Raw genomic sequence first — 13,819 nt, 5'->3', positions numbered from 1 at the left:
CGCGGTACTCTCGATCACTGTACCGGCTGGACGGTCGGTACCTGTCGTCGCTTCGGCCGACCTACCCGGTGGCCGAGCGCAGAACGTAGGAGATCGTGGTGAGTGACGTGCGCACCGGTTCGGTGCACGAGGTCGACGGAGCGTCCGAGCATCGGGCCGGCCCCCGAGATTGGCTCGGGTTGGTGGTGCTTGCCTTCGCGGTGCTGCTCATCGCTGTGGACGGCACCGTCCTCGATCTGGCCCTGCCGTTCGTCAGCGCGGATCTGGCACCCACCAGCAACCAGCTGCTGTGGATCATCGACGTCTACTCGTTCGTCCTGGCCGGCCTGCTCATCACCATGGGCACGCTCGGTGACCGAATCGGTCGTCGTCGACTGCTGCTGATCGGAGCAGCGGGCTTCGGTCTCGCCTCGCTCGTCGCCGCCGTGTCGACCAGCGCCGAGATGCTCATCGCCGCCCGAGTGCTGCAGGGCATCTCCGGCGCAACTCTGATGCCCGCGACTCTGGGCCTGATCAGGACCATCTTCCTGAACCCGCGTCAACGCGTCGCCGCGATCGGCGTGTGGGGCGCGATGGCAGGCGGCGGTGCCGCCGCAGGCCCGCTCGTGGGCGGCTGGCTGCTCGAGCATTACTGGTGGGGATCGGTGTTCCTCATCAACATCCCCGTGATGATCGTGCTGATCGCGCTCGGGCCCCTGGTCATCCCCGAGTCCAAGGATCCGAACCCGGGGCGCTTCGACCTGACGAGCTCGGCACTGTCGATGCTTGCCATCGTCCCCGTGGTGTTCGCGGTGAAAGAGACTGCGGCACACGGATTCGACGTGGTCTACCTGCTCTCCGCGGTGGTCGGCGTCATCGCCGGGTACGTGTTCGTCCGTCGTCAGCGGACGCTTGCCGCCCCGATGATCGACCTACGACTGTTCGCCAACCGGGCGTTCTCGACGGGCGTGGCCACGAACTTCCTGTCGGTGTTCGCCCTCGCCGGGGTGTTGTTCTTCGGCTCGCAGTACCTGCAGCTCGTGCTCGGCAACAGCCCACTCGAAGCCGGATTGTTGCTGCTGCCCGGCACCGCCGCCAGTATCGTCACCTCACTGCTGGTCGCGGTCCTGGTTCGATACTTCAGCGCGGGAACGGTTCTCGGCGTCGCGATGATCGTCGCCGCCGTGGGCGCAGGCATCCTGGTCGGACTCGCGACCGACAGCGGACCGGCGTTGTTCATCGCAGGGTTCGTCCTGGTGGGAGCCGGGGTCGGTGTGGCGCTCACGCTGACCTCCGAGTTGGTCGTCAGCTCCGTCGAACCCGAACGAGCGGGAGCGGCCTCGGCGGTGTCGGAGACCGCGTACGAGCTGGGTATCGCGTTGGGTGTCGCCGTACTCGGCACCGTGGTCATGGCCATCTTCCGTCGCGGAATCGACGTCACCCAGTTGACCCCCGAGCTCGGAGCCAGGGCAGGGGAGACACTCGGCGGCGCGGATGCGGTGGCTCGTGAGTTGCCGGACTCGGTGGCGACGGTTCTGCTCGATTCCGCGCATGCTGCGTTCGTGTCGGGCATGCATGTCGCGGCCGTCGCCACCGCGGTGGTGCTGGCGATCACCGCCGTGTTCGTCCTGGTCAATCTACGTAAGCGTCAGGACTCCAACACGACGACGGAGTGACCGGGAACCGTGGTGGCAGAGCCGGTCTCGTCCGAGGTCGTCGGCTCCCACTCGAGCAGTGCGGAGCCGCCGACCGGCACCGTCACTGCGGATTCGGACAGGTTGCACACCACGCTGATGCGGCCTCGGCGTACGACGATCCATTGCGCGTCCTCGTCGTACTCCACCTTCACGTGGTCGAGCCACGGATCGGTCAGTTCGGTCCGGTCACGACGCAGCCGCAACAGATCGCGGTAGACGGCCAACAGTCGCCCATGATCGCCGTCGCCCAACTCCGACCAGTTCAGCTTCGACCGCGTGAACGTCTCGGGATCCTGCGGATCGGGGATATCGCTCTTGTCCCAACCGTGCTCGGCGAACTCCGCCTTGCGCCCCTCTGCGGTGGCCTTGCCCAGCTCGGGCTCGGGGTGCGAGGTGAAGAACTGGAACGGCGTAGACGCTCCCCATTCCTCGCCCATGAACAGCATCGGAGTGTAGGGGGAGGTCAGCACCAGGGCGGCCTTGATCGCGAGCTGGCCGGGGGAGAGGTAGAAGCCCGGTCGGTCGCCGATCGCACGGTTGCCCACCTGATCGTGTGTGGTCGTGTAGGTCACCAGGGAACTGGCCGGGATACGCCGGGTGTCCAGTGGGCGACCGTGGACGCGACCGCGGAAACTCGAGTACGTTCCGGCGTGAAAGAAGCCCTGCCGCAGCGTGTTCGCAAGCCCCTGCAGTGAACCGAAATCACCGTAGTAACCCTGCCGCTCACCGGAGACCGCGGCATGGATCGCGTGGTGGATGTCGTCGTCCCACTGGGCGTCGAGTCCGTAACCGCCACCCGATCGAGCAGTGATCAGCATCGGATCGTTGAGGTCGCTCTCGGCGATCAGGGTCAATGGCCGACCCAGATGAGCCGAGAGGCTTCGGGTTTCGATCGAGAGCTGTTCGAGGAGGTGCATCGCAGTGTGGTCGACGATCGCGTGCACCGCGTCGAGTCGCAGCGCGTCGATGTGGAACTCGGAGAACCATCGCAGCGCGTTGTCGAGGGCGTAGCGCCGCACCTCGCCCGAGTCGGCCTCGGCGTAGTTGATCGCCTGGCCCCAACTGTTGGCACCCTCGGTCATGTACGGGCCGAAGCGGTCGAGGTAGTTGCCGGACGGGCCGAGGTGGTTGTAGACCACGTCCAGAACGACGCCGATGCCGTGGCCGTGGCACGCATCGACCAACCGCTGCAAGCCTTCCGGGCCGCCGTACGCCTCGTGCACGGTGTACCAGAGAACACCGTCGTAGCCCCAGTTGTGCACGCCGTTGAACCCGTTGACCGGCATGATCTCGATGAACGTCACGCCGAGATCGACGAGATGATCGAGCTTGGTGATGGCCGCATCGAACGTGCCCTCGTCGGTGAACGTGCCGATATGCATTTCGTAGATCGACGAGCCGGGCAGCTGCCGGCCGGTCCAGGCCGCGTCGGTCCACAGCGTCGGATCGACGTCGAAGACCTGGGACAGCTCGTGGACTCCGTCGGGCTGCCGCGGCGACCGCGGATCCGGGAGGGCCTTGTCTGCGTCGTCGAGCAGGAAGCCGTAACGACTCGTCGGGCTGCACTCGACATCCGCGTGCCACCACCCGTTCGAGGAGCGCTGCATCGGATGCACTGTGTCGTCGAGTTGGAGCCGGACCGTCTCGGGGGTCGGTGCCCAGACCTGGAACCGACGAGTTGCTGCTGCCGATGTCACTGCCGGTGATGTCACTGCGGGAGACGTCACTGTGTCACCGTTCCTTCGTTGTCGCGCACCAGAAGTGCGACCGGGAGCGAGGCGAACACCTCGGCCACCGACACGGTGCCGGTGTGTTCGACGTCGGTGAGCCGATCGCGCCAGCGACCGTCGGGCAGGGTCACGGTCGTCTCGCCCCACCCCTGCTCGGCCAAACCGAGGGAGAGCCGGGTGGCCAGTGCCACCACGTCGGCGTTGCCGGGCAGTGGGCCACGTGCGAATCCGACGAGGTGCTCGGCTGCGGATCCGTCCGCGACGATGGGTGCGTAGGTTCCGCCGACGAAACTCGCGGGTCGCTCGCGTCGCACGTGCAGGGCGGAGCGAACGACGGCGAGCTTGGCGGCACCCGTATCGACCGAGAGCGCAGCGGGGTTCGACGCGGCGAGCATCGATCGACGAACCGAGTAGTCGACGGGCCTGCGGTTGTCGGGGTCGACGAGCGAGTCCTCCCACAGCTCGGTGCCCTGGTACACATCGGGGATGCCGGGTCCGGCCAGATTCAACAGCTTCTGGCCCAGAGCGTCGGAATGGCCGTGCGGAGCGAGCTTCTCGACGAGCATCGACATCGAACGGGCGACGGCACCGTCGAAGATCGCATCCAGCCAGCTGTGTACCGCGGACTCGAATTCCTCGTCCGGATCGGTCCACGTGGTGCGAAGGGCGGCCTCGCGAATCGCCTTCTCCGCGTAGGCATGGACGCGTTCACGCAACGAGGAGGTGACCACGCCGTCCGCCGGCCAAACTCCGAACAGGTTCTGCCACAAGAACATTCCGGTGGTGCCGTCGGGACTCGGGGTCAGTTCTTCCCAGTCCGTGATGCATCGGGCCCACAGCTCGGGAGTCTGCGACAGCACGCCGATGCGCGCTCGCACGTCCTCGCCTCGCTTGGTGTCGTGAGTCGACAGCGTCGTCATCGCCGCCGGCCATCGCTTCGCGCGGTCCGCATTGGTGAGATGGAAGAACTCTGTGCTGCAACCGAATCGGCTGGGATCGCCGCCGACCTCCTGCAACGAGATGAGCCGGTTGGCGCGGTAGAACAGGCAGTCCTCGACGCCCTTGGCGGTGACGGCACCGCACACCTGATCGAATCGCACCGGCGATTCGGCACCGCCGATGAGAGCTGTCGTCAACGCACCGAGGCCGGCTGCCAATTCGGGCTGCTCCTCGCCGACGTCCGCGATCACGCCGGGCAGTACGCGGGCCAGCGGTGCATAGTCGGTCCTGTACACGGGGACGGCCGCGACGACAGCGACGATCGCGTCGATGACGGACTCGAGCTCGACGGTGGTGCCGGACTCCCGTACGACCGCCCGGGCGAGGCGTCGCACCTCCGGGGACAGATCCCCGCGGGCGACACCGGTCTTGAGGTCGAGTTCCGTCTCGTGCAGCGTCTCGCTGTCGTAGGCGATGCCCGAGCGCACCTGAGAAAGTGCGGTGAGCGCGTGCACGCCCTCGGGATCGACGAAGACTCCGCCGACCGCGGCCAGAGCGTCGTATCCGGTCGTGCCGTCGACGGGGAGCGATTCGTCCAGCGGTTCGCCGTCGGCCAGAATCTTCTCGATGACCAGCCACCGGTCGGGGCCGAGGAGCCCGCGTAGTTCGGTGAGGTAGCCGGCCGGGTCGGCCAGGCCGTCGGGATGGTCGACGCGAAGTCCGTCGATCAGACCGTCCTCGATCCAACTGGCCACCTGGCGATGGGAGTCGGTGAAGACGTCGAGGTCTTCCTGCCGAATTCCTGCCAGGCCGTTCACCGAGAAGAACCGTCGGTACCCGATCAGTCCATCGGACCAGCTCACCAGTCGGTACGCCTGACGATCGTGTACGGCCTGCGCGTCGCCGCTGTCCGTGCCGTCGGCGATGGGGAAGCGGTGCTCGTAGAACGCGAGCAGAGGCTGGTCCTCGGAGCGGTCGACGGTCAGTTCGCCGACGTCGCTCGCGCTACCGAGAACCGGAATGGCGATCTTGCCGTCGACGCCGTTGTCGGCTCCGAAGTCGATGTCGAAGTACGTCGCGTAGTCGGAGTCACGGCCGCGTCGCAGCACGTCCCACCACCATGCGTTCTGCCGCGGGTCCTCCACTCCGACGTGGTTGGGGACGATGTCGACGATGATCCCCATGCCCAGCTCTGCCGCGCGAGAATGCAACTGCGTCAACGCTTCCCGGCCACCCAGTGCGGCCGAGACCGTGGCGGTGTCGGTGACGTCGTAGCCGTGGGTCGAGCCCTCGGTCGCAGTCAGGATGGGCGACAGATACAGGTGGGTGACCCCGAGGTCGTGGAGGTAGTCGACCACGTCGGAGGCGTCGGCCAGGGTGAAGGCATCGCCCCGCAGTTGTAACCGGTATGTACTGGTGGGCAGCGGCATATGTCAGGCAGTCTTTCGTAGAACGAGCAGGGAACGAGCGGTGACTTCCACGGGTGTACCCGCTTCGATCGATTTCTCACTTGTCCCGGTTCGCGACGCGGTGTTCAGCGCCACAGTCCATTCCTTGGCGTAGTTCCCGTCCGGGGTCACGAACTCGATGGTCTCGTGATGTGCGTTGAAGCACAACAGGAACGAGTCGTCGACGACGCGCTCGCCGCGCTGGTTCGGTTCCGGGATTCCGTCACCGTTGAGGAAGACCGTCAGCGACTTGCCGAAACCGCTGTCCCAGTCCTCCGGGGTCATCTCCTCGCCCGCCGGAGTGAGCCAGGCGATGTCTCGGGCCTGCTCGCCGGTGCGAATGGGGCGGCCCTCGAAGAATCGTCGACGCCGGAACACCGGATGCTCTGCGCGCAGCGAGATGGCGTTGCGGGTGAACTCGATCAGTTCGGCGTTCTTCTCGGCCAACGACCAGTCCATCCAGGCGAGTTCGGAGTCCTGGCAGTAGACATTGTTGTTGCCCTGCTGAGTACGCGCCATCTCGTCGCCGTGGGCGATCATGGGCGTGCCCTGGCTGAGCAGCAACGTCGCCATGATATTGCGGATCTGGCGGGCACGCAGGTCCAGGATCTCCGGATCGTCCGTCGGGCCTTCCACGCCGCAGTTCCACGAGCGGTTGTGGCTCTCGCCGTCGTTGTTGTCCTCACCGTTGGCGTCGTTGTGCTTGTCGTTGTACGACACCAGATCGTTGAGCGTGAACCCGTCGTGCGCGATGACGAAGTTGATGCTGGCACCGGGGCGACGACCGGTGGCCTCGTACAGATCCGAGGATCCGGTCAGCCTCGACGCGAACTCGCCCAGCGTGGCAGGCTCACCCCGCCAGTAGTCGCGGACGGTGTCGCGGTACTTGCCGTTCCACTCCGTCCACAGGCCGGGGAAGTTGCCGACCTGGTAGCCGCCTTCGCCCACGTCCCAGGGCTCGGCGATCAGCTTCACCTGGCTGACGACCGGATCCTGTTGCACCAGATCGAAGAACGCGCTCAGGCGATCGACGTCGTGCAGTTCGCGCGCCAGGGTGGACGCGAGGTCGAATCGGAATCCGTCCACGTGCATCTCGGTGACCCAGTAGCGCAGTGAGTCCATGATGAGCTGCAGCGTGTGCGGGTGTCGCGCATTGAGGCTGTTGCCGGTTCCGGTGTAGTCCATGTAGTGCTCGAGGTCGCCGTCGACGAGCCGGTAGTACGCGGCGTTGTCGATCCCGCGGAAGCTGATGGTCGGGCCCATGTGGTTGCCCTCGGCGGTGTGGTTGTAGACCACGTCGAGGATCACTTCGATGCCTGCGGCGTGGAACGAACGAACCATGGCCTTGAACTCGGTGACGGCGGCACCGGGGGACTTGTGTGAGGAGTACTCCGCGTGCGGGGCCAGGAAGCCGAACGTGTTGTAGCCCCAGTAGTTTCGCAGCCCTTTGTCCAGCAGAACCTGATCCTGCATGAACTGGTGCACCGGCATCAGCTCGATGGCCGTGACACCGAGGTGGTTGAGGTGGTCGATGATCACCGGATGCGCCAGGCCCGCGTAGGTGCCGCGCTCGGCTTCGGGGATGTCGGGATGGTTGATCGTCATGCCCTTGACGTGGGCCTCGTAGATCACCGTCTCGTGGTACGGGCGCTTGGGGGCGCGATCGGCCTGCCAGTCGAAGAAGGGGTTGATGACGACGGTGGTCATCGTGTGTCCGAGCGAATCGTGCTGGGGGAAGTCGTTGTTCGGCGCGTCGTCGTGCGCGAGGGGAGCGTCCTCGATGATCTCGTCGTCGGGATCGGTGAGATCGGTGGTGTCCTCGAACGGTGCCTCGGAGTCGAGTGAATCCGCGGATTCGTCGTCGGTCGGTACCGCGGCCTCGGGTTCGGGAGCCGGCGCATCCATGTTGTACGAGAACAGCGATCGGTCGCCGTCGAACGATCCCTCGAACGCCTTGCCGTACGGATCGACGAGCAGCTTGCTCGGATCGCAGCGGTGCCCGGCTGCCGGATCCCACGGGCCGTGCACGCGGTAGCCGTAGCGCTGACCCGGTTCCACCGTGGGCAGATACGCGTGCCAGACGTAGCCGTCGGACTCCTCGAAACGGATGCGGGTCTCGGTTCCGTCAGCGGCGATCAGGCACAGATCCACGGCCTCAGCGGCCTCGGAGAACAATGCGAAATTGGTTCCTGCTCCGTCGTAGGTCGCGCCGAGCGGATAAGCGGATCCCGGCCATACTGCGATGGCAGGCGTGTCGTCGGAGGCTTCGTGCAGCATGGATCAACCCTACTGTGGCGGCTGGGCCCGGGCTTACCGAGCGCGAGCCGCATGCCCCTGGCCTTGGACCGACTCCGATCACGGTCCGGCCCACCAGCCGGTGGCCGATCCGATCTGTCGGCCCAGCTCGGTGGTGAGCGTTCGCACGTAGGTGGCGGTCAGATGGTGTTCGTCACGGTAGATCAGAACGTTCCCCTGCTCGGCGCGGCACACGGTGTCGTCGCACACCGCATCGGACAGGTCGAGAGCAGAGAACCCGGGCAGCTGGAACGAGGAGGCCAGGGCCGGGTTGACGGGGTCCAGCGCCTCGTCCCTCGGGATACCGCAGGAGGCGGCCGTGCCGCCGTCGGCGAGGCAGTCGATGGCCCGATACGCGAGCCACGGGGTGTCTCGGATGCCCAGAATTCCGACGCCGTTCGCGGTCAGTTGCTGCCACACCGAGGCGTACCAGGGCGGTGTGAAGTCGCCGGGCGCGTCCTCCCTGGGCCGGGTGGCGGTGGTGAACAGGTAGTCGGGTTGCATCTCGGCCACCTCGGCCAGCACGGTCTGTGTCCAGTCCACGCAGTCGGGGTATTCGTTGGGGCCGAGCATCGGCATCGTGTCCGTGCTCAGCGGGCAGCCCATCTTCAAGAACGTGACGACCGCGAAGCCGTGCCGGAGACCGAGCGTGTCGAGGGCGGTCACCCAGTGTTCGGCGTGCGAGCTGCCTGCAAGCACGATCGTCCGGTCCGAGTCGACGTCGCCGTAGGTACACGAGACCGCGTCGCGCGTCTCGAAGTCCGCGATGCAGCCCTCGAGGGTGGTGGCCGGCAGATCCTCGGGGGCGGAGTACAGCGGGGGACTGACGTCGGCCGGCTCCACGCGAATCCCGTCGGTCAGTTCGAGCGCTCCGGGGTGAGTCTGCTCGTCGACCGATCCGTCGGCTTGCACGGCGTTGATCGACCGGTCGATGTGGAAGTTCCATCCGATCGACCCTGCCGTCACCGTGACGGCAGCGATCGCCGCAGTCGCAGTCACCGCGATGCGTGCCGGCGTGAATGTCGGCGACTGCGTGGGTCGCTCGACGAGGCGGACGGTGAGCCATGCCAATGCAACCGAGGCTCCGACGATGCCGAGACCGCCGAGAACGTCGGTGTGAGGTCGGCCAGTGGCCGACAGGTAGAAGATCAGCAGCGGCCAGTGCCACAGGTACAGCGGAAACGCGATGGATCCGAGCCAGGCGAAGAACCGGTTGGAGAGCGTGGCCGCCACTGCGGTCTCGGAGCCCGCGACGATCAACGCGAGGGTGGCCAGCACCGGAATCAGGGCCAGGGGACCGGGAAACGCCGATACACCGTCCACGAGAAAGCCGCACGCGACGATGACCGCTATTCCGATACCGGCAAGGGCCCCGCGTAGCTGCGACCGCGTTCGGGTGTCATCGGAGGTCGGCTCGGTGGACGGCTCGCCGCTGCGTGCGGCGAACACGGCGGCGACTGCGGCTCCGAGCATGATTTCCCACAGCCGGGCACCGGTGTCGTAGTAGTTCCACGCCTGGTGGCGTTGCACACCGTCCGCTGCGTACACGAAGGAGACCACCGCGATGACGGCGAATATCACCGCGAACGTCAGCGGTCGAAAGCTTCGTGGTCCGTCGGGACGCACGGTGCGTCGTATCCACGCGAGACCGAACACGACAGCGATGGCCAGTAGATAGAACTGGAACTGGACGGCCACCGACCACAGGTGCTGAAGAGGGCTCACCGAGGGGTCGGCCGCAAGGTAGTCGTTCGCGGTGGTCGCCAGCTGCCAGTTCACGTAGTAGAAGACGCCGGATACGAGTTGATCGCCCAGGTCGGCCCAGCGAGTGCGCGGCAGCAGGAATACCGATGCGACGGCAACCGCGGCCAGCGTGATCAGCAGGGGAGGCCCGAGCCTGCGCAGCACCCGAGTGATCCGGGTGAACGGATTCAGGCTCGCCCCGGCCTCGGCCGATCTCAGCAGAGATGCGGTGAAGAAGAAGCCGGACAGGGTGAGAAATACATCGACGCCTCCCGACACCCGACCCATCCAGATGTGGAATACGACAACGAGCGCGATGGCCACGCCGCGCAGCCCGTCGAGGTCGTGCCGCTGCGGTGGCCGCTGCGGTCCGCTGGGCGAAAGAGCGGTGTCCCCCTGAGCCGGAACAACCGAAGCCGAAGTATCGGAGCTGCTGTGGGGTACGTGCATGGAGGAGAAGTGACTTCCCGGCTGTGTATCGACCACTCGGTCGGGGGTCGCGGACGGTGGTACCCGGTTCTGGTGAAGACGGGATTCTGGGGCAAACAATACGTGTACGTGAGGTGAAGTAACCCTCGGAGTCTGCTTTGCCGCGATGTGCCCAGTTCGGGGACGGTTTCGGTCTGATCCAGCGGTGTCTGGCTTGCGCATGTATAGCGCGTATGCAAGCATTTGCTCAGCGCGTGCAACTACACGCGATAGCGCGATAATTGCGTACGCATCTTCCAATCAGGAGTATCGGACATGCCACTCGGCCTGCTCGCCCTCGCCATCGGGGGATTCGGAATCGGTTTGACCGAATTCGTCATCATGGGGCTACTGCCCGAAGTCGCGGCCGATTTCGCGGTCAGCGAGGCCACGGCCGGTTGGCTCATCACGGGCTACGCGCTGTCCGTGGTCGTCGGGGCCCTGCTCGTCACCGCCGCCGTGACACGGTTTCCTCGCAAGAGTGTCCTGCTCGCACTGATGTGTCTGTTCATCGTCGGCAATCTCGTCTCCGCACTGTCGAGCAGCTACGAAATGATGCTGCTCGGCCGCGTCGTTGCAGCGCTGTGTCACGGAGCGTTCTTCGGCATCGGTGCCGTCGTGGCGGCCAGCCTCGTCGAGCCGGCGAAGAAGGCGGGTGCGATCGCCATGATGTTCGCCGGTCTGACCGCCGCCAACGTCCTCGGAGTTCCGTTCGGGACGTTCCTGGGTCAGAACCACGGTTGGCGCTCGACGTTCTGGGCGATCACGGTGATCGGCGTCGTTGCGCTGATCGGTATCGCCGCCCTCGTTCCTCGTGACACCGGGAGCGGTGAGGTAAGCAATCTGCGTCGAGAGCTGCGCGCGTTCCGGTCGGTGCAGGTGTGGCTGTCCATCGCGGTCACGGTGCTCGGGTACGGCGGCATGTTCGGTGCGTTCACCTACATCGCGTTCACGCTCACCGACGTCAGTGGCTTCGCGTCGAGTTCGGTGCCGTGGCTGCTCGTGCTGTTCGGCGGTGGATTGTTCGTCGGCAATTACCTCGGCGGCAAGGCAGCAGACCGCAACCTCACCGGATCGCTGACGATTCTGCTGGGTGCACTGACCGTCGTACTCGTCTTCTTCGCGCTCACCGCGGAGAGTCGCCCGGCGACGATCGCATCCCTCGTGTTGATGGGTGCGTTCGGCTTCGCGACGGTCCCGGGGCTGCAGATGCGGGTGATGTCGTTCGCATCCGACGCTCCGACGATGGCGTCCGGCGCGAACATCGCCGCGTTCAACCTGGGAAATGCGTTGGGCGCGTGGCTCGGTGGTGTGACGATCTCGGCCGGTCTCGGCTACACCTCGCCCATCTGGGCCGGATCCGGTATCACCGCGGCGGCCTTGATGGTGCTGTTGTTCGCAACCGGACTGCTCCGACGCGCCGACGCGGATCCGATCGAGGGGGCGGACCGACCGAGCGCTGCGACCAGTGCCGCGGGATCGTCCACGTGAAGGCCGAAGGAGTGGGCACTACCCTCGACCCACCACCGCCGCAGGGGTGCGGGCACGGACACCACTGTTGCGCAGGACAAATCGATGTCGACGGTGGTGCCGTCCTGATTCGGTAGGACGAGTCGGCCGCCGTCGAGCGTCGGCGACACGACGCCGAAGCGGTGGTGAATTCGGGCGGAGACAATGCTCGCTCGGTCCACCGTCGCGACGACCGTCATCGACTATCACCCGGTCTGCTCGGTTCGGTGGTCTGCAGACGTGCGGTGGCTTCGATGATCACTGCGCGCTGAGCGGGATCGGGCACGATGTCGTCGATGCTCAGCGGGCCGGTCTCGTCGGCAGTGTCGTCGGGCGCAGCCGAGAGAAGAGCGCCGATATCGAGCATCGAGGCCAATTCTGCTGCGAGCGAATCGATGTCGTCTGCGGCATCGTCGACGTCTCGGCCTTCGAGCGCGCTGAATCTACGCAGGAGCGCCAGGTATGTCTGCCGGGTTCCGGGATCGGCCAGCGCCGCTGTCGTCGTCTCGAAGAACGATGCGGGGACGGTGCCCGCGATCGCCATCACCTCGAGCAGGTCACGCTCACGGAGCAGCGCTTCTCGCTCGGTCTCCGCAGCGGCATCGATCAATGCGGCAAGTGTGTCCGCCGCATCGCGCGGCAGAGCGGTCAGTGGACGATGCTCGACGGCGTCGTCGAGCAGGACCGACAGTCGAGTGTGCTTGTGCGCCAACGCTTTCTGCTCCGATTCGATACCGGCCAGCAGAGCCCGTAGATCGGCGACCACGTTGCTCTCGTCCGCCTCGGACCGGTCGAGGGCGGCTGCTATCGCGCCGAGGGGCATTCCGGCATCGGCGAGCCAGCGGATTCTCATGAGTCGAACCACGTCGTCGATCGTGTACTCGCGATACCCGTTGGACAGACGGCGTGGCTCACCGAGCAGGCCGAGACGGTGATAGTGCCGCACTGTTCGAGGTGTCGTTCCGGCGGCGTCGGCCAGGGATCCGATTCTCATGTGTTCAGTGTGAACCGTGACGCTATGTCAAGGTCAAGATCGGCAGAGCCCTGCTCACGTGCCGCCCGGGTGCGACGCACCGAGTATTCTCGGTGGTCCGTGCGATTCGACGTGGCTTGCACTGTTCGAGGAAGAGACCGGCTGAAGATGGTCGACACCGAACGTTGGTATCGGGAGATGTTCGAGGCCAGCACGGTCGGATTGGCCCTGGCCGACGAGAACGGATTGTTGGTTCTCGCAAACGAGGCGTACGCGGCCATCGTCGGTTGTCCCCGTCACCTGTTGGCCGGCCGGTCCTCTCGCGAGTTCACTCATCCCGACGATCTGGCCCAGCATGCCGCCATGGAACAGATCATGGCCGACGCCAAGGCGCGTGGGGAATCGGTGCACGTCGAGAAGCGCTACCTGCATCCGGACGGCACGGTCCGGTGGGGATGGGTCTCGGCCAGTGAGGTCCCGGGCCCCGGGGGCATTCGGTGGACGATGGCTGTAGTGCACGACACCACCGATCGTCGGCGCGTCGAGGACGACCTTCGGCAGGCCGCGCAGACCGATGCCCTCACCGGATTGCTCAACCGGCGAGGATGGCGAGATCGGCTGCATCAGTTGACGACACCGCGCGGTGCCGATGTCGTATTGGCTCTGGCGATGCTCGACTTCGACCGGTTCAAGTCGTACAACGACAAGTACGGGCACGGACGCGGAGATCGGCTGTTGATTCGGTTCTCTGCTGCTGCCGAGGACCTGCTCGGTGGCCGCGGATCCATCGCCAGATGGGGCGGCGAGGAGTTCGCTCTGGTGATGCCCGGCGTGGGTGCGACGACCATGTCGGCCGTGCTGGCCGAGTTGTCGGCGGTCGTGCCCGACGGACAGAACTTCTCTTCCGGCTACACGACACTGCGTGCCGGGGAGTCCGTCGACGACTGCTTCGACCGCGCGGACATGTTGCTCTATCGAGCCAAACGAGACGGCGGCGCTCGTTCGTACGGTGACGCAGATGCAATCCCGCCGGAGTGA

General features: G+C 65.8%; 8 protein-coding genes. 3 read left to right on the top strand and 5 right to left on the bottom strand.

Annotation, left to right across the window (positions count from 1 at the left end):
- Positions 1–98 precede the first annotated feature (98 nt).
- Complete coding sequence (locus R3P93_RS07410; protein WP_394855263.1) at positions 99–1,655, top strand: MFS transporter; 1,557 nt, start codon at positions 99–101, stop codon at positions 1,653–1,655.
- On the opposite strand, the gene treZ is transcribed toward R3P93_RS07410, so the two are convergent.
- From treZ to R3P93_RS07390, 4 genes are all read right to left on the bottom strand, one after another.
- On the bottom strand, positions 1,628–3,373 hold the full coding sequence (treZ, locus tag R3P93_RS07405; protein ID WP_149406344.1) for a malto-oligosyltrehalose trehalohydrolase: 1,746 nt from the start codon (positions 3,371–3,373) through the stop codon (positions 1,628–1,630). The two genes, R3P93_RS07410 and treZ, sit on opposite strands and share 28 nt — an antisense overlap.
- A gap of 26 nt (positions 3,374–3,399) precedes the next feature.
- On the bottom strand, positions 3,400–5,775 hold the full coding sequence (treY, locus tag R3P93_RS07400) for a malto-oligosyltrehalose synthase (RefSeq protein WP_149406116.1): 2,376 nt from the start codon (positions 5,773–5,775) through the stop codon (positions 3,400–3,402).
- 3 nt (positions 5,776–5,778) lie between these two features.
- Positions 5,779–8,070, bottom strand: coding sequence for a glycogen debranching protein GlgX (gene glgX / locus R3P93_RS07395; RefSeq protein WP_094640114.1), 2,292 nt, complete (start codon positions 8,068–8,070; stop codon positions 5,779–5,781).
- Between the two features lie 78 nt (positions 8,071–8,148).
- Positions 8,149–10,281, bottom strand: a complete 2,133-nt coding sequence (locus R3P93_RS07390) for an acyltransferase family protein (protein ID WP_317532709.1) — start codon at positions 10,279–10,281, stop codon at positions 8,149–8,151.
- Between the two features lie 294 nt (positions 10,282–10,575).
- On the opposite strand from R3P93_RS07390, the gene R3P93_RS07385 reads away from it, so the two are divergent.
- Positions 10,576–11,790, top strand: coding sequence for an MFS transporter (locus R3P93_RS07385; protein ID WP_149406114.1), 1,215 nt, complete (start codon positions 10,576–10,578; stop codon positions 11,788–11,790).
- Positions 11,791–12,004: 214 nt separating this feature from the next.
- Here R3P93_RS07385 and R3P93_RS07380 read toward each other — a convergent pair whose 3' ends face one another.
- Positions 12,005–12,802, bottom strand: coding sequence for a MerR family transcriptional regulator (locus R3P93_RS07380; protein ID WP_068051886.1), 798 nt, complete (start codon positions 12,800–12,802; stop codon positions 12,005–12,007).
- A gap of 147 nt (positions 12,803–12,949) precedes the next feature.
- Between R3P93_RS07380 and R3P93_RS07375 the strand changes: the two genes are divergently transcribed.
- Complete coding sequence (locus R3P93_RS07375) at positions 12,950–13,819, top strand: GGDEF domain-containing protein (RefSeq protein ID WP_188078654.1); 870 nt, start codon at positions 12,950–12,952, stop codon at positions 13,817–13,819.

The organism is Rhodococcus cerastii, from assembly GCF_033042195.1.
Taxonomy (GTDB): domain Bacteria; phylum Actinomycetota; class Actinomycetes; order Mycobacteriales; family Mycobacteriaceae; genus Rhodococcoides.
Note: the sequence above shows the minus strand (reverse complement) of the source record. Positions and strands in the feature narration are given on the sequence as shown.

Coding starts and splice junctions, on each gene's coding strand:
- treY (WP_149406116.1), bottom strand. CDS start 5,775: ATGCCGCTGCCCACCAGTACATACCGGTTACAACTGCGGGGCGATGCC.
- glgX (WP_094640114.1), bottom strand. CDS start 8,070: ATGCTGCACGAAGCCTCCGACGACACGCCTGCCATCGCAGTATGGCCG.
- R3P93_RS07390 (WP_317532709.1), bottom strand. CDS start 10,281: ATGCACGTACCCCACAGCAGCTCCGATACTTCGGCTTCGGTTGTTCCG.
- R3P93_RS07385 (WP_149406114.1), top strand. CDS start 10,576: ATGCCACTCGGCCTGCTCGCCCTCGCCATCGGGGGATTCGGAATCGGT.
- R3P93_RS07380 (WP_068051886.1), bottom strand. CDS start 12,802: ATGAGAATCGGATCCCTGGCCGACGCCGCCGGAACGACACCTCGAACA.
- R3P93_RS07375 (WP_188078654.1), top strand. CDS start 12,950: ATGGTCGACACCGAACGTTGGTATCGGGAGATGTTCGAGGCCAGCACG.